This window comes from Streptomyces sp. NPDC091387 (assembly GCF_044756945.1).
Classification (GTDB): domain Bacteria; phylum Actinomycetota; class Actinomycetes; order Streptomycetales; family Streptomycetaceae; genus Streptomyces.
This window is the reverse complement of the sequence record NZ_JBIVTZ010000009.1, coordinates 334,240-350,109: the sequence shown is the minus strand read 5'-3', so window position 1 is coordinate 350,109 and position 15,870 is coordinate 334,240. Positions and strand designations below refer to the sequence as shown.

Sequence of the window (15,870 nt, the reverse complement as noted above, 5' to 3'; positions counted from 1 at the left end):
GTGGGCGGTGAGCGAAAGCGTTTGCTCTCGACTGCCGGTGCGGTTCCGCCGGATTCCGGGCGCTCGGCCCGGCATGCCGTCCTCGACCGGTTGGACCCGCATCGTCAACATCGTTGCGTGTGAGGCGTGTTGGCGTCCGGTCGAACAATTTCACAGACGTGCAGGAGTCTTGTCAGCCCAACTGAAGCGGCTCTAGGGTCTGCATCCAGAAAGCGCTTTCCGTTTTCAAGATCCTCGTTTCACCCGCAGTTCGAAGACGAATCGGGAGACGAAAATGAGACGACCAGTTGCACTGCGCCTCTCTGCGGCGGTGGCCACACTGGCCCTGGCGGCGGCGACAGGCGCGGTTCTGACGATGCCTGAGGCGTCGGCCGCGACCGGCGGAGCCACCGGCTACGCCACCCAGAACGGCGGGACGACCGGCGGTGCGGGCGGGGCGACGGTCCGGGCCACCACGGGGACGGCGATCCATGCCGCCCTGTGTGGCCGGGCCAGCAGCAGTACCCCGATCACCATCGAGGTCGAGGGGACGATCAACCACGCGAACACCACCAAGGTGTCGGGTGACAGCTGCAACACCGCCGCCGGTGTGATCGAGCTCAAGCAGATCAGCAACGTCACGATCGTCGGTGTCGGCAACGGGGCCGTGTTCGACCAACTGGGCATCCACATACGTGAGTCCAGCAACATCATCATCCAGAACGTGACCGTCCGGAACGTCAAGAAGTCCGGCTCGCCCACATCCAACGGCGGCGACGCCATCGGTATGGAGAGCAACGTCCGCAACGTCTGGGTCGATCATTCCAGCCTGGAGGCCTCGGGCGGGGAGTCGGACGGTTTCGATGGCCTCTTCGACATGAAGGCCAACACCCAGTACGTGACCCTGTCGTACAGCACTCTGCGCAACTCCGGCCGCGGCGGTCTGATCGGGTCCAGCGAGACCGAACTCTCCAACGGCTTCGTGACGTTCCACCACAACCTGTACGAGAACGTCGACTCCCGCACTCCGTTGCTGCGCGGCGGCATCTCCCACATCTACAACAACTACTACGTGAAGCTCAACAAGTCCGGCATCAACTCCCGGGCCGGGGCCCGCGCGAAGGTGGACAACAACTACTTCAAGGACTCCAAGGACGTCCTCGGCACCTTCTACACCGACGCGGCCGGATACTGGCAGGTCAGCGGCAACACCTACGACAATGTGACGTGGTCCGCCCCCAGCAGCGAGAACAACCCCGCCGGCCCCGACCCGCAGTCCAACACCACGGTCAGCATCCCCTACGCCTACAGCCTCGACGGCGCCGCCTGCGTGCCGGACATCGTGACGCAGACGGCAGGAGCCAACAAGGGGCTGAAGGTCTCGGACGGCAACTGCTCCCCGCAGACACCGACCCCGGACCCGACCGACCCCACCCCGGACCCGACCGACCCCACGCCCGACCCGACCCGGCCCAGCGGCACCAACCTCAGCATCGGCGCCGGTGCCGACGGTTCCGGCAAGGCCGCCGGGACGAGCTTCGGCAACGTGCGCGACGGTGACATGAGCACCTACTGGTCGCCGGCCGGCTCGACCGGATCCGTCTCGGTCAAGTGGACCTCCGCCACCGCCGTCTCCGCGATCAGCATCCGGGAGGCGTCGGGCGCCGAGGGCGCCATCGGATCCTGGAGAGTCGTCAACGGCGACACCGGCACCGTGCTGACCTCCGGCAGTGGTGCGGGGGTCATCACCTTCCCCCGGACCTCCCTGCGCAAGATCACGTTCGAGATCACCGGCTCGACCGGCACCCCGAAGATCGCCGAGTACGAGACCTACGCCGAGTAGCGGCAACGGCGCCGCGACCGTCACCGGCTCGCACCCGGTGGTGGGAACGGCGCCGCACCCCGTCACCCGGCTGAGTGCCCCCACCACCGCGTCCTGATCGCGCGGGGAGCGGGTTCACGAGGGGTCACCGGAGGACGTCCGGACGCCTCCTGGTGCCGCTGTGGGTTCTGCGGCGGGAGAGCATTAGGTTGACCGGGAAAGGTCCCGACAGCCGGACTCGTGATGGGGGCGAGCATGACCATGCTCAAAGGAACCAATGTTCCAGTGGCGGCACAGGCCGTGCGCGTCGAACTGGGGTGGCGCACCGCCCCCGGGACACCGGACGTGGACGCCTCGGCGCTCCTTCTCCTCGGTTCCGGAAAGGTGCGCAGTGACGCGGACTTCGTCTTCTACAACCAGCCGGCCCACGCATCCGGCGCGGTGCGCCACGAGGGCAAGCGAGTCAACGGAGCCGCGGCCACCGACAGCCTGACCGTCGATCTGACACGGGTGGAGCCCGTCATCGACCGCATCGTGGTGGCCGCCTCGGCGGACGGCGGCACGTTCGGCGGGGTGGCAGGGCTGTACGTACGGATCACGGACACGGCGAACGGCTCCGAACTGGCCCGGTTCGACAGCGCCGACGCCACGGTCGAGACCGCGTTCATCCTCGGTGAGCTCTACCGGCGCCAGGGATCCTGGAAGTTCCGGGCCGTGGGCCAGGGATACGGGACCGGACTCGAAGGCCTCGCCACGGACTTCGGGATCTCCGTCGATGAACCGCAGCAACCGCAGCAAGCCCCGCAACCGCAGCAAGCGCAAAGGGCTCCTCAGCCCCAAACGCCTCCGCAGCCCCAGCAGCCCAACCCGGCGACCCGCGTCGCCTCCATGCCGCCGCCGCAGCAGCCGCCGCAATATCCTCAGCCGGCCGCCGCCGCCCCGATGACGCCTCCCGTACCCCCCGCACCGCCCGTCACCCAGCCCGTCCGGCTCACCAAGGTGACGCTCACCAAGGAAGCGCCGTCGGTCTCGCTCGCGAAGCAGGGCGGCACTTCGGGTTCCATGCGCGTCAATCTCAACTGGGAAGTGCGCAAGCAGTTCAAGGGGTGGGGCAGCAAGCTCGGCCGGGCCGTCGCGAACCACGCGGATCTCGACCTCGATCTCTGCGCCCTGTACGAGCTGACCGACGGCCGCAAGGGAGTGGTCCAGGCGCTGGGCAACGCCTTCGGCGCCCTCCAGCAGCCGCCGTACATCCACCTCGACGGCGACGACCGGACCGGCGCCGTCGCCTCCGGCGAGAACCTGACCATCAACCTCGACCAGAAGGCCAGGATCCGGCGGATCCTGATCTTCGTGACCATCTACGAGGGGGCCCGGAGTTTCGCCGATCTGCACGCCACGGTGACCCTTCAGCCCCAGCACGGCGCAGCGATCGATTTCTCGCTCGACGAGTGCACCGTCCCGTCCACGGTCTGCGCACTCGCGCTCATCAGCAACAACGGGGGCGACTTCACCGTGCAGCGAGAGGCGCACTACCTCGTGCCGCAGCGCGGAGTGAGCCCGCAGCGCACCATCGACCAGGCCTACGGCTGGGGTATGAACTGGACCCCCGGCCGCAAGTGAGCCCTGCCGTTCACTGGTCCGGTGCGGCCTCGGGACGGGCGTACGTACGCCCCTTCCAGGCCGCACCGCGGCCCCGGTAGTGCTGCACCGCCGAATCGACCGTCATCAGCAGGTACAGCAGTGCGGTGAACGGCAGCAGCGGCGCCAGCCACAGGGACTGCCGGTAGTAACCGAGCATCGGCATGTACGTCCCGGCCATCACGACCCAGGCGACGCCCCCCGTCCAGGCCGCCACGGAATCGGGGGCCAGCAGTCCCGCCACGAGCGTCACGGGCGGTGCGAGGTAGACGAGCGCGAGCCCCAGCACCGTGCCGAGCAGCACCAGCGGGTTGTGCCGCAGCTGGGCGTACGCGCTCCGGGAGATCATCCGCCACAGGTCGGCCAGGCAGGGATACGGGCGCACACTGTCCACCCGGTCGGCGAGCCCCAGCCAGATCCGGCCGCCGCTGCCCTGCACCGCACGGGCGAGCGACACGTCGTCGATCACCGCCTGCCGGATCGACTCCGGCACCCGCGCCCGCACCGCGGCCTCGGTCCGCAGCAGTACACAGCCACCGGCGGCCGCGGCCGTCCGCGCCCCTGCCCGGTTCACCCACCGGAACGGGTAGAGCTGCGAGAAGAAGTACACGAAGGCCGGCACGACGAGCCGTTCCCAGGTGCTCTCCACCCGCAGCCGCGCCATCTGCGAGACCAGGTCGAACCCGCCCGACTCCGCGGCCGCCACCAGCTCCCGCAGACTGTCCGGCTCGTGCGCGATGTCGGCATCCGTGAGCAGCAGGTACTCCGGATCGCGGGCCCGTGCCAGCGCCATGCCGTGCTGGACGGCCCAGAGCTTTCCCGTCCAGCCGGGCCGGGGCTCCCCGGGCGACACCACGGTCACCGGCAGTCCTCCGTGCCGTACGGCCAGGGCACGGGCGACGTCCCCGGTGCCGTCCTTGCTGCCGTCGTCGACCAGGAAGATCTCGGCCGATCCCGGATAGTCCTGCGTCAGCAGGGACGGCAGGCTCACCGGAAGCATGTCGGCCTCGTCACGTGCGGGGACGACGATCGCGACGGACGGCCAGCGCGCGGGGTCCGCGCGTTCCGGCAGCCGCTGGTCCGTCCGCCAGAAGTAGCCCTGCCCCAGCAGCAGCCACACCCACGCGGCGAGGGAACCCACGGCGATCCAGACAATGGCGCTCATTGGCCGAAGTCTGCCCCACTGAGCCGGGACCGCAAGGGCTGTCGACTATGGTGACTGGGTGAAGATCGCGCTCATGGACTCCGGAATCGGCCTGCTCGCCGCCGCCGCCGCAGTACGCCGGCTGAGGCCGGACGCCGATCTGGTGCTCTCCTCGGACCCCGACAGCATGCCCTGGGGTCCCCGCACGCCCGAGGACCTGACGGCACGCGCGCTCGCGGTGGCCCGCGCCGCCGCCGCCCACCGTCCCGACGCGCTGATCGTCGCCTGCAACACCGCTTCCGTGCACGCGCTGGCTGCCCTGCGGGCCGAGCTCGAACCCGCCCTGCCGGTCATCGGCACGGTTCCCGCGATCAAGCCGGCCGCGGCCGGCGGCGGCCGGGTCGCGATCTGGGCCACCCCGGCGACCACGGGCAGTCCCTACCAGCGAGGGCTCATCAGGGACTTCGCCGGCTCCGCGGCCGTCACCGAGGTCCCCTGCCCCGGCCTCGCCGACGCCGTGCAGTGGGCCGACGAAGAGGGGATCGAGCGGGCCCTGGCCGCGGCCGCCGCGCTCACCCCGCCCGATGTCCAGGCCGTCGTGCTGGGCTGCACCCACTACGAGCTGGTCGCCGAGCGCATCCGCGCCGCCGTGCGGCAGCCCGGCCGGCCCCCCGTGGTCCTGCACGGTTCCGCCGGGGCCGTCGCGGCCCAGGCACTGCGCCGGATCGGGGCCGAACCCGCTCCGTCGGCCGAACCGGGCACCGGGCTCGTCGTGCTCCTCGGCGGCCGGGTGTCGGAGCTGCCCGAAGCCGCTCTCACCTACCCGGAGGGGCGTCGGCTCACGGCGGTCAGCCCCGCCCGCTGACCGTCCGGCGACCCGGCCGGGGCTGTCGGACCCGTTCCGCCGCGCGGTTTCTTCAGTACGCTGCTTGGCATGAGGGACCATCCCCGAGAACCGAGGCACACCGGTGCCGACTCCCACTCGGCGGTCTGGATCGGCCGGGCCACCAACCACACCCAGTGGGTGCTCGCCGCGGCGGGCGCCGCCTGTCTGGCGCTCGGCATCCAGCTCGCCGTCAGCTCCACCTGGACCTCCGGCATCGCACCGCTGCTGATGTCGGTGATCGGCTGCATGGCGGCCGGACTGCTGATGCTCTTCGGCACGCTCGCCTTCGTGAACGTGGCCGTCCGGGTCGACGGCGACGCCCTCGAAGTGCGGTGCGGCCACATAGGTCTGCCGCGCCGCCGGATCCTGCTCACCCATGTGGTGGGCGCGGAGTTCGCCCCCCGCGTCACGCCGCGCCAGTGGGGCGGCTGGGGCTACCGCTGGCGTCCCGAGCAGGGCACCGCCGTGGTCGTACGACGTGGCGAGGGCCTGGTGCTCCGGCTCGGCGACGGCAGGACGTTCACGGTGACGGTGGACGACGCGGAGGCGGGCGTCCGTTTCATCCGTGACCGGCTGCACCTGCCGGCCACCGGCGCCACGGCCGGAGCCTGACCCACCGAGCCGAGGCCCCGTCCGGGGCCTCAGGGCCCGTCCCCGCTCCGCGGCAGCCGCTCCGTCCCGATGACGGGAGCCGGTCCGCCGTCCCCGATCGGCCTCCTGGCGGACGCCGGCCCGGCGAGCAGCCCGGCCCCGGCCGTCACCGGCGTGAAGCTGAGCGCGTTGCCGACACCGGCCAGGGCGGCCAGTGCGGTGAGCGCGGCACCGGCGGTCAGGACCACCGGGGTGCTGCACGGCGAGCGCCACAGCACGTACAGCAGCCAGCCGAACGCGGCCCCCAGCAGCAGTACCCCCACCACCCCCGGCTCGGCCGCCTGTTGCAGCGGCGACGAGTGCGGCTTGCCGTCGGAGCGGAGCGACTCCTGCGCGGTGGGGCTCAGCTCGGCGAAGCGGTCAACGATCCGGCGGTACTGATTCCGCCACCGGGACAGCGCTGCCGGGTGCACAGCCGATGACCGTAGACTCCGCCGGGTGAGCACCACCATCGCCCCGGTCGGCGACCCGCAGCAGCACGCCTCCCTCCCACGAGCCAGGCGCCTGCTGCCTCGGCTCGCCCGCCCCTGCGCAGCCCTGCTCTCCGGGCTGATGCTGTACGCGAGCTTCCCGCCCCGGCCCCTGTGGTGGCTGGTTCTGCCCGGGTTCGCGCTGCTCGGCTGGGTGCTGTTCGAGCGCCGGCTCCGTGCCGCGTTCGGGCTCGGTCTGCTCGCCGGCCTCGGCTTCATGCTGCCGTTGCTGCACTGGACCGGAGAAGAGGTCGGCCCGGTGCCGTGGCTGGCGCTGGCCGCCGCCGAGGCACTGTTCATCGCGGCGGGCTGCATCGGCATCTCCGCCGTCTCCCGGCTCGCCGGCTGGCCGTTCTGGGCGGCCGCGGTCTGGGCCCTGGACGAGGCGGTACGCGCCAGGGTGCCGTTCGGCGGCTTCCCCTGGGGCCGGATCGCCTTCGGCCAGGCGGACAGCGTGTTCCTGCCGCTCGCGGCACTCGGCGGCACACCACTGCTCTCCTTCGCCGTGGTGCTGTGCGGCTTCGGGCTCTTCGAGGCGGTCCGCCGGTTCCGTGTCCGCCGCTCCACGGGCGAACTGCCCCGGCTGGCCGCCGCGGTGACCGCGGCGGCCGTACTGGTCCCGGTCGCCGCGGCCCTCGCGTCGCTGCCGCTGGTGGACGACTCGGCCGAGGACGGCACCGCGACCGTCGCCGCGATCCAGGGCAACGTGCCGAGGCTCGGCCTCGACTTCAACTCACAGCGCCGGGCGGTCCTGGACAACCACGCGAACCGTACGGAGCAGCTCGCCCGGGACGTGAAGGCGGGCAAGGTGCCGCAGCCCGACTTCGTCCTGTGGCCGGAGAACTCCTCCGACCTCGACCCCTACCGCAACGCCGACGCGAAGATCGTGATCGACGACGCGGTGAAGGCGATCGGGGTGCCGACCGTCGTCGGCGCGGTGATCGAGCCCGACACCGGCGACCTGCGCAACACCCTCATCCAGTGGGACCCGGACAAGGGCCCGGTGGCCACGTACGACAAGCGCCATATCCAGCCGTTCGGCGAGTACATGCCGATGCGTTCCTTCGTGCGCCTGTTCAGCTCGGACGTGGACCGGGTGCAGCGCGACTTCGGACCGGGAAAGAAGGTCGGCGTCTTCGACCTCTCCGGCACCTACGTCGGGCTCGTCACCTGCTACGAGGCCGCGTTCGACGACGCGGTGCGCGACACGGTCGAGCACGGCGCCCAGATGATCGCCGTCCCCAGCAACAACGCCACCTTCGGCCGCAGCGAGATGACCTACCAGCAGCTGGCCATGTCCCGGGTGCGCGCGGTGGAGCACAGCCGGTCCGTCGTCGTCCCGGTCACCAGCGGTGTCAGCGCCGTCATCCGCCCGGACGGCACCGTCGTCCAGAAGACGAAGATGTTCACCCCGGACGCACTGGTGGACGAGGTGCCGCTGCGGTCCTCGCTGACCCCCGCGACCCGGATGGGACCGCTGCCCGAGGGGGTGCTGTCCCTGCTCGCGGTCGTCGGCCTGGGCTGGGTGGCCACGCGGGCGGTGCGGGTGCGACGCACCCGCTGAGCTGCTCAGCAGGCCACGTAGGGTCGGACCCATGGCAATTCCTGACTTCATCCGCGAGATCCGCGCCACGGCGGGTCAACAGCTGCTCCTGCTGCCCGGCGTCACCGCCATCGTCTTCGACGACGAGGGCAGAGTGCTGCTCGGACGGCGTGCGGATACCGGCGAATGGTCCGTCATCGGGGGCATTTCCGAGCCGGGAGAGCAGCCGGCGGCGACAGCGGAGCGCGAGGTGTACGAGGAGACGGCGGTGCGCTGCGTGGCGGAGCGCGTGGTGCTGACCCAGGCACTGCCGCCCGTACAGTACGAGAACGGCGACCGGTGCCAGTACCTGGACGTCACGTTCCGCTGCCGGGCCACCGGCGGCGAGGCCCGGGTCAATGACGACGAGTCGCTGGAAGTGGGCTGGTTCGGTGTCGACGCGCTGCCGCCGCTGGAGGAGTTCGCGCTCCTGCGCATCAAGCAGTCGCTGACGGACGGACCCACCTGGTTCGAGGCCACCGACTCGCACTGAACGTGACGGACCGGACGGGGGCAGGCAGTGCCTCCGTCCGGTCCGCAACCCCGGCCGGATCAAGGGGGGTTGCCGCTCGGCGCGTGGACCCCGTTTGTTCGGGCGGGAGTTGTGGTCCGGCGTGTGCGGATGTGGCACAGTCGGGCCGTGGACGCACTGAGGCCCCAGGACCCCCCGCGCATAGGCGCCTACCAGCTGCTCGCCCGTCTCGGGGCGGGCGGGATGGGGCAGGTGTACCTCGGCCGCTCTCCCGGTGGACGGCTGGTGGCCGTCAAGGTCATCCGCGACGAGATCAGTGATCATCCCGACGCGCTGGCCCGGTTCCGGCGCGAGGCCGCGACCGTGGAGACCGTGCGCAGCGCGTACACCGCCCAGTTGATCGAGGCGTCGCTCGACGCGTCCCCCTACTGGCTGGCCACCGAGTACGTCGCAGGGCCCACGCTGCGCGGCGCCGCCGGCGCGAGCGGCCCCTTCCCGCCGGACAGCGCGCTGCGGCTGCTGGCCGCGCTCGCCGAGGGACTGGCCGCGGTCCATGTGCACGGAGTCACGCACCGGGACCTGAAACCGCACAACGTCATCCTCTCGCCGCAGGGACCGCAGCTGATCGACTTCGGGATCGCCCGAGGGCTCGAACAGTCGGTCCTCACCCGGGACGGGATGGTGTCGGGGACGCCCGGCTACGCGGCGCCCGAGGTCCTGCTGCGCAACGAGGCGGGCCCGGCGGCGGACGTCTTCGCGCTGGGCGCGACGCTCGCGTACACGGCGACGGGTCGGCCGCCGTACGGCACGGGCGACGCGGCGTCGGTCAGTTACCGGGCCGTGTACGAGGAGATCGACCTGGCGGGAGTGCGGACGGACCTGGCCGCGCTCATCCGGATGTGCGTCGACAAGGATCCGGCGGAGCGGCCGAAGCCGGCCGCCGTGATCGCGCTGTGCCGGGTGGACTCGCCGCTGGCCTCGGACGCCCACTACCGCGCGCTTGTACGCGGCGCCGAACCCGGCCTCGTACCAGGGGACTTGGATGGTCCCCCCGTGCCGTCCGGTGCGCACGCGGAGCCGGAGACGGTACCGGCCCCGGAGACCGCCGCCCCGACCAGGCGGGCGGAGCCCGAGCCGGCCGACAGGCCGGTGGAGAGCCCCGCGGTGGCCGCCCCCGCGCAGCCGCCCGGCGCTACCCCGTACGCGGGCCAGGTCCGGCAGCGGCGCCCACGGCGGGGGAGGGCCTGGCTCGCCGTGTGCGCGGTGGCGCTCGCGGTGCCCGCGACGGTCTGGCTGCTCCCGGAGACGGAGGGCAAGGGCACCGACGCCGCACCCGGGTCCGGTGCCGGCGCGTCCGGCCGTCCGGCCGCGAGCCGTTCGGCGGCCGCGGACACGGCGGACCGCCCGCCGGACCACATCGTGAACGACCGCGTCTCGCAGGACCGCTGGACCCTGTCGGACGATCCGGAGCAGGCCGCTCTGGGCAGCGGCGGCTGCGATCCGGACAACCTTCCCGAGACGTTTCCGCCATCGGGGCTGATCTCCTCCGTGTCGCACACCACCGGCTCCGGCACCGCCGGGGTGTCGATGCGGTTCGAGCACGCGGGGGAGGGGAAGCGACCCGCCCCCTACTACGTCTCCGTGGGGGTGCGGCCCCCGCACGAGACCGACCATGCCACCGGACGGCCGCTGCGGTCCGAGTCCAAGGGCATCGGTTTCACCAGCAAGCCCGTCGACATCTACTCCCGCTGGTCCTCCGGCGGAGCCGTCAAGCTCAAGTACCCCGACGACTTCCGGGCCCACTTCGGCAAGAAGACCCTCGACGCGATCCCGGTGGGGGACGACCGGGGCGACTGGACCGTGGTGATCTACCACGTCGAGGGCGGGCCCACGAAGTACACCTCCGTGGTGTGCAACGGCTTCCACGCCTGACAGAGCAGCTTCCGCACACCCCTGTACGGGGTCGCCCGCCTCGTATAACGTCGCCGTGACGTTTGGCATTGAAACGATTCATATGTGCGTCCGTCAGTGATGCGCGTCTACGGAAGGACGTCGAAACGTGACGAGTGTGGGCAAGAGGAAGCCGGGGCCGAAGCGGCGCACCGTACTCGAAGCGGGCGTCGGCGGCGCGGCGTCGCTCGCGGTCGGACTGCCGCTCGTCGCGGGCGGTACGGCGGCCGCCGCCGGGGCCGCGCCTGAGCCCGGGGACTCGTGGCACCGCTACGTCCAGGGGCCGTCGCACCGGACCGTGCGGCCGGTGGGGATCGTCCGGACAGCGGGGGACGTGAGCGCACCCGAGGCGTTGCTCGCACCGGGCGGCGGGGTCACCGTACTGCGGCGCGCCCAGCCAGCCGCCGCGCCGCGCTGGCCGCAGGGGACCACGGCCGAGGCGTCGTCCACGCACGCGGGCAACAACGGGAGCGACGGCCGCCCGCGCACCTACGCGGCGGACAACGCCATCGACGGCGACCCCGACACCTTCTGGAACGACGACACCGAGCGCGCCTTCCCCGACACGCTGACCATCACCCTGCCCGGGGAGCAGCGGCTGCCGGGTGTGACGCTGGTGTCCAACGCCGACGGTGTACCCGCCGACTTCACCGTCGAGGTCTGGGCGGACGCCGCCTGGCGGACCGTCGGCACGGTCACCGGGAACACCGACGTACAGCGCGCCGTGCGCTTCGACCCGCCGGTCGCGACGGACCGGGTACGCATCGCCGTCACGGCCGATCAGGACGCCGGGCAGGGGGTGTTCACCCGTGTCAACGAGGTCTGGCCGGACGCGGTGGCCCCGGTCACCCCTCCCAGTGTGACCATCGACTTCGGCAAGGTCGTCGTGGGCTACCCGGAAGTGGACTTCACCCGGGCCTCCGGTAACAGCCCCGGCGTGCGCCTGGCGTTCTCCGAGACGCTCCAGTACCTCACGGAGCGCTCCGACTTCACCCGCAGCGACCAGGCGGGCGGCGCGGGCCGCGGCACCGACCAGTACGCCGTGCCGGCCGGCGGTGCCAGGTGGAAGGACACCAAGGGCTTCGGCTCGGGCGGCGACAAGCTGTACGCCGACGGGCTGCACGGCTTCCGCTATCTGAAGATCACGCTGGACGCGCTGCCGTCCGACGCGCCGGCCGCCCAGCCGTGGGGCGAAGTCGCCATCGACGCCGTGTCGTTGGACTTCACCGCCTACCTCGGCACGCCGGATTCCTACCGGGGCTGGTTCCTCTGCTCCGACGAGGAACTGAACCGCTACTGGTACGGCGCCTCGTACACCAACGAACTCGTCGTCGACACCTTCCGCCGCGACGACGTGGACCCGCGCAACGCCTTCAGCCCGTCGCTGGACGGGAAACTGGTGCTGCACGACGGCCCCAAGCGGGACCGGGACCCGTACGTGGGCGACGTGGCGGTGGCGGGGCGGACCCTCTACCTGACCCATGACGACGCGGCCGAGGCCGCCCGCAACGTGCTGGCCGACCTCGCCGACCACCAGCGCGACGACGGGTGGATCCCACCGGCGTCCATCAACGACTACACCCTCCCGCTGTTCGACTACCCGCTCTGGTGGGTGACGTGCAGCTGGGACTACGTGCTGTACACCGGCGACCAGGACTACGCCGCCCGCTACTACCCGCAGTTGGTGAAGGTGCTCGACACCTGGTACCCGAGTGTGACGGACGGGGCGGGGCTGCTCAGCAAGGGGCTGAACGGCACGTCCGGCTACGGCGACTACGCGTTCCTCGGCCGCACCGGCCGCGTCACCTACTACAACGCCAACTACGTGCAGGCGCTGCGCGACGCGGCACGTATCGCCGGGCTCCTGGGCCACGACGCGGACGCCCGGCGCTGGTCGGAGCGGGCGGACAAGGTGGCCGGGGCCATCAACGACCACCTGTGGGACCCGGCGGCAGGCGCCTATCTGGACTCCGCCACCGGCCCCGTCAGGCACGCCCAGGACGGCAACGCCATCGCCATCACCGCGGGCGTCGCCGACGCGGAGCGGGCGGCCTCCGCACTGGCCCACCTCGACGCGACGACGAAGCTCAGGTACGGCAACGCCTTCATGGACAACGACACGCTGTTCGGCGGCGCCTCCCAGCGGGTGTACGCCTTCACGTCCTACCCGGAACTGGTGGCGCGCTTCGAGACCGGCCGGCCGGACTCGGCGATCGACCAGATCAGACGGACCTACGGCTGGATGGACACGCACGATCCCGGCATCACCCAGTGGGAGGGCATAGGCCCCAACGGCTCGCTGTACGAACAGGGCTACACGAGCATGGCGCACGGATGGTCGACGGGTGTGCTGCCCGTACTCACCCACCAACTGCTCGGCGCGAAGCCCACGTCGCCCGGCTACGCCACCTGGGAGGTGCGGCCGAACCCCGGAGAGGTCCGCTGGGCGCAGGGCAGGCTCCCCACACCGCACGGGCCGCTCGGCGTGGAGTGGAACCGGGACGGTGCGGCCTTCTCCCTGACCGTGCGGGTCCCGCGGGGCACGCGCGGCTCGGTGGCCCTGCCCACGGACGGCCGGCGCGTCACGGTGCGCTCCGGACGACGGACCCTGTGGAAGGACGGCCGGGCGCAGGGCCCCGGCGTGCACGGCGACCCCCGGCGTGTGACGGTCACCGGTCTCACCCACGGCACGCATCACCTCACCCTCGCGCACGAACGCTGAGCCCGGTCCGGCCCGGTCAGGCGGCGTAGACGGACACCGTCAGGGTCTCGGAGAGGACGCGCCACAGAGCCCAGGCACCCGCACGGCTCGCCGCACTGCACAGCGTCCTCTCCGTGCACCGGGTCGGGGTGTCCTGCCAGGCGCTGACCACCAGGCAGGGGAGGCCGAGACGGCTCGCGAACGTGAATCGGATGTGCAGGCCGTCGCCCAGGTCATGGCCGGGAAGCGTCGCGATCTGAAGGCTGTCGTCCTCGATCGCCTCCACCCGGACCGGGTTTCCGCCCAGCAGGTCGCATTCGTCCGCCGGGCGGATCACGGCCGGGCAGCCGCCGCTCACCGGGAACAGCCAGAAGTTTCCGGTGAGCTGCCCGCGTACGTCGTGCGGGCTGGTGAACGGATGGAAGCCCAGCGAGTAGCCGTACCGGTACAGCTGGTTCGGACCGGTCGACGGTGTCACGGCGTACGACGGGGAGGGCATCGCCGCGAACAGGAGCGCGGCGACGAGCGGACCGGTCGCTGCGGCACGGACCGACGCGCCGACCGCCCCCAGGGCGGAGCCGAGGAGCGTCCGGAGCCGAGTGCGGCCTGACTTCCGCGTCAGCACCTCCCGGACCGCGAACATGAGCCAAGCGGAAGGTATGTGCTGATGCGCGCTCCGGCATCCCGGCACCCGCCCGTGGCGTCGGTGGGGAACAGACGGGTGCGGCGCCCGGGACGAGGGCTACCTGCCCGCTGTCACGGCCTTGAGCGCGTCGAGCGACTCCCGGATGAGCTGCGGCATGTCCGGCCGGCCGGTTCCGGCGATCCAACGCTCGAACGTCACCTTGAAGACGGCGATCCCCGCCTCGGCGGCCAGGCTCGCGGCCGGATCCGGGACGCCGCGCCGACGCAGCGTCCCGGCGAGCGCCGTGGACAGCCTCGCGAGCTTGATCAGCTCGCGTTCCTGCAGCTCGGCGTTGGCAGCGATGATCATTTGGCGCTGCCGGGCGTATGCGTGACGGTCCTGGAAGACGGCCGCGGCGGCATCGAGCGCCGCGGCCACCGCGTCGATCGGCGCCGCGGACTCGGGTACGCCCGCGAGCGTGTCCACGAAGAGGTCCTGCAGGGTGGACGAGCCCGCGAACAGAACCTCGCGCTTGTCGGCGAAGTGCCTGAAGAACGTCCGCTCCGTGAGCCCCGCACGCCTGGCGATCTCGGTCACGGTCGTCCGCTCGAACCCGCGCTCGCTGTAGAGATCCATCGCGGCCCGTTCCAGCCTGCCGCGCGCGTCCGGTTCCCATCGACTCATGGCGGCGATTCTAGGTGATGACAGTGACTGGCATCAGGTATAGGTTGATGGCAGTCGCTGACATCGACTGTCCGTCGCGCTCGCCGCGGTGCGGGCGGTCGGTCCAACCGGGAGGTTTCCCATGCGCGTATTCATCACCGGAGCGTCGGGCTGGATCGGTTCCGCGGTCGTTCCCGAGCTCATCGGCGCGGGCCATCAGGTCGTCGGGCTCGCTCGCTCGGACGCCTCGGCCGCCGCCCTCGACGCGGCCGGGGCCGAGGTGCGGCGTGGCGCGCTCGACGATCTCGACGTCCTGCGGAGTGCGGCTGAGGCCTCGGACGGTGTGATCCACCTGGCGTTCAAGCACGACATCGCCTTCTCGGGCAACTTCCAGGGTGCCGCCGACGCGGACCGCGCGGCCATCGAGACATTCGGCGAGGCGCTCGCGGGTTCCGACCGGCCCTTCGTCATCGCCTCCGGCACGATGGGGCTCGCACCGGGGCGGGTCGGGACCGAGCAGGACGGGCTGAGTTCCGATGGCGCGGTGCCGTTCGAGGGTGCGCAGGCCCGGTTGGCCAATGCGCAGTTGACGCTCTCCCTCGCTTCCCGCGGTGTCCGCTCATCCGCGGTGCGGCTTCCCCCGACGGTGCACGGCGAGGGGGACAACGGCTTCATGGCCTCCCTGGTCGGCATCGCCCGTGACAAGGGCGTCTCCGGGTACGTCGGTGACGGTTCCAACCGCTGGCCCGCTGTCGCCCGGTTCGATGCCGCGCGTCTCCTCCGCCTGGCGCTGGAGCAGGCCCCCGCGGGATCCGCGCTGCACGCGATCGCCGACGAGGGTGTCCCGATCCGGGCGGTCGCCGAAGTGATCGGACGCCATCTCGACGTCCCGTTGGTCTCGGTCCCCGCGGACGGCGCGGACGAGCACTTCGGCTGGCTGGGCGGCTTTCTGGGCCTGGACGGCCCGGCGTCGAGCGCGCTGACCCGTGAGCTGCTCGGGTGGGAGCCGACCCACCCCGGGCTCATCGAGGACCTCGACAAGGGGCACTACTTCGGCACCCCGTCCGCGTAACGCCCCAAGTGGAAAGCGGGTTGGGCGGCGTCGACCACGTCTGTCTGCCGGCGGGTTTTGAAGGTCATCGCCTTGCCGCCGCCCGATCCCTTCCGGCCGAAGCGCCGATCGGCCGGCAGGAGAGTCATGGCGCTCGCGTGATGGCCGGTCAGGCCCCTGCGAGGAGTCCCGGTCGACGTAGGTATGGACGGCTGTGTTCTCGCTGTCGACGA

The 15,870-nt window shown here is 71.6% G+C and carries 12 protein-coding genes and 1 pseudogene; 9 read left to right on the top strand and 4 right to left on the bottom strand.

Annotated features, from left to right (window positions below; all coding sequences use genetic code 11):
- The first annotated feature begins 274 nt into the window (after positions 1–274).
- On the top strand, positions 275–1,822 hold the full coding sequence (locus ACIQM0_RS20915; protein WP_401288733.1) for a polysaccharide lyase family 1 protein: 1,548 nt from the start codon (positions 275–277) through the stop codon (positions 1,820–1,822).
- A gap of 222 nt (positions 1,823–2,044) precedes the next feature.
- The gene (locus ACIQM0_RS20910; RefSeq protein WP_401288730.1) at positions 2,045–3,424 is read left to right on the top strand and encodes a TerD family protein; all 1,380 of its coding nucleotides are present in this window, start codon (positions 2,045–2,047) and stop codon (positions 3,422–3,424) included.
- Positions 3,425–3,434: 10 nt separating this feature from the next.
- Here the strand turns inward: ACIQM0_RS20910 and ACIQM0_RS20905 are convergent, their stop codons facing one another.
- Positions 3,435–4,607 carry a glycosyltransferase gene (locus ACIQM0_RS20905; RefSeq protein ID WP_401288728.1) on the bottom strand — a complete coding sequence of 391 codons (1,173 nt, stop codon included), beginning with the start codon at positions 4,605–4,607 and terminating at the stop codon, positions 3,435–3,437.
- A 58-nt stretch (positions 4,608–4,665) separates the two neighbouring features.
- On the opposite strand from ACIQM0_RS20905, the gene ACIQM0_RS20900 reads away from it, so the two are divergent.
- Together ACIQM0_RS20900 and ACIQM0_RS20895 are read left to right on the top strand one after the other, a co-directional pair.
- Complete coding sequence (locus ACIQM0_RS20900; RefSeq protein ID WP_401288725.1) at positions 4,666–5,451, top strand: glutamate racemase; 786 nt, start codon at positions 4,666–4,668, stop codon at positions 5,449–5,451.
- Positions 5,452–5,520: 69 nt separating this feature from the next.
- Entirely contained in the window at positions 5,521–6,084 is a 564-nt protein-coding gene (locus ACIQM0_RS20895) for a hypothetical protein (protein ID WP_401288723.1), read from the top strand.
- A 29-nt stretch (positions 6,085–6,113) separates the two neighbouring features.
- Here ACIQM0_RS20895 and ACIQM0_RS20890 read toward each other — a convergent pair.
- Positions 6,114–6,482 (bottom strand): annotated as a pseudogene (locus ACIQM0_RS20890) (O-antigen polymerase); the annotation flags it as partial.
- 79 nt (positions 6,483–6,561) lie between these two features.
- Here ACIQM0_RS20890 and lnt point away from each other — a divergent pair.
- The 4 genes from lnt (at position 6,562) to ACIQM0_RS20870 (ending at position 13,319) form a co-directional block, all read left to right on the top strand.
- Positions 6,562–8,157 carry an apolipoprotein N-acyltransferase gene (lnt, locus tag ACIQM0_RS20885; protein ID WP_401288720.1) on the top strand — a complete coding sequence of 532 codons (1,596 nt, stop codon included), beginning with the start codon at positions 6,562–6,564 and terminating at the stop codon, positions 8,155–8,157.
- A 31-nt stretch (positions 8,158–8,188) separates the two neighbouring features.
- The gene (locus ACIQM0_RS20880) at positions 8,189–8,668 is read left to right on the top strand and encodes an NUDIX hydrolase (protein WP_401288718.1); all 480 of its coding nucleotides are present in this window, start codon (positions 8,189–8,191) and stop codon (positions 8,666–8,668) included.
- Between the two features lie 147 nt (positions 8,669–8,815).
- Complete coding sequence (locus tag ACIQM0_RS20875) at positions 8,816–10,579, top strand: serine/threonine protein kinase (RefSeq protein WP_401288715.1); 1,764 nt, start codon at positions 8,816–8,818, stop codon at positions 10,577–10,579.
- A 127-nt stretch (positions 10,580–10,706) separates the two neighbouring features.
- Positions 10,707–13,319 (top strand): alpha-L-rhamnosidase C-terminal domain-containing protein, encoded by a 2,613-nt coding sequence (locus ACIQM0_RS20870; RefSeq protein ID WP_401288713.1) that lies wholly within the window; start codon positions 10,707–10,709, stop codon positions 13,317–13,319.
- A gap of 16 nt (positions 13,320–13,335) precedes the next feature.
- On the opposite strand, the gene ACIQM0_RS20865 is transcribed toward ACIQM0_RS20870, so the two are convergent.
- Entirely contained in the window at positions 13,336–13,941 is a 606-nt protein-coding gene (locus ACIQM0_RS20865) for a hypothetical protein (protein WP_401288711.1), read from the bottom strand.
- A gap of 99 nt (positions 13,942–14,040) precedes the next feature.
- Complete coding sequence (locus tag ACIQM0_RS20860) at positions 14,041–14,607, bottom strand: TetR family transcriptional regulator (protein WP_401288710.1); 567 nt, start codon at positions 14,605–14,607, stop codon at positions 14,041–14,043.
- A 121-nt stretch (positions 14,608–14,728) separates the two neighbouring features.
- Between ACIQM0_RS20860 and ACIQM0_RS20855 the strand changes: the two genes are divergently transcribed.
- Complete coding sequence (locus ACIQM0_RS20855; RefSeq protein ID WP_401288707.1) at positions 14,729–15,658, top strand: SDR family oxidoreductase; 930 nt, start codon at positions 14,729–14,731, stop codon at positions 15,656–15,658.
- The last annotated feature ends 212 nt before the right edge of the window (positions 15,659–15,870 follow it).

Bases quoted from the DNA above. Each gene is read 5' to 3' on its own strand.
- ACIQM0_RS20915 (WP_401288733.1), top strand. From the start codon at position 275: ATGAGACGACCAGTTGCACTGCGCCTCTCTGCGGCGGTGGCCACACTG.
- ACIQM0_RS20910 (WP_401288730.1), top strand. From the start codon at position 2,045: ATGGGGGCGAGCATGACCATGCTCAAAGGAACCAATGTTCCAGTGGCG.
- ACIQM0_RS20905 (WP_401288728.1), bottom strand. From the start codon at position 4,607: ATGAGCGCCATTGTCTGGATCGCCGTGGGTTCCCTCGCCGCGTGGGTG.
- ACIQM0_RS20895 (WP_401288723.1), top strand. From the start codon at position 5,521: ATGAGGGACCATCCCCGAGAACCGAGGCACACCGGTGCCGACTCCCAC.
- ACIQM0_RS20880 (WP_401288718.1), top strand. From the start codon at position 8,189: ATGGCAATTCCTGACTTCATCCGCGAGATCCGCGCCACGGCGGGTCAA.
- ACIQM0_RS20865 (WP_401288711.1), bottom strand. From the start codon at position 13,941: ATGTTCGCGGTCCGGGAGGTGCTGACGCGGAAGTCAGGCCGCACTCGG.
- ACIQM0_RS20860 (WP_401288710.1), bottom strand. From the start codon at position 14,607: ATGAGTCGATGGGAACCGGACGCGCGCGGCAGGCTGGAACGGGCCGCG.
- ACIQM0_RS20855 (WP_401288707.1), top strand. From the start codon at position 14,729: ATGCGCGTATTCATCACCGGAGCGTCGGGCTGGATCGGTTCCGCGGTC.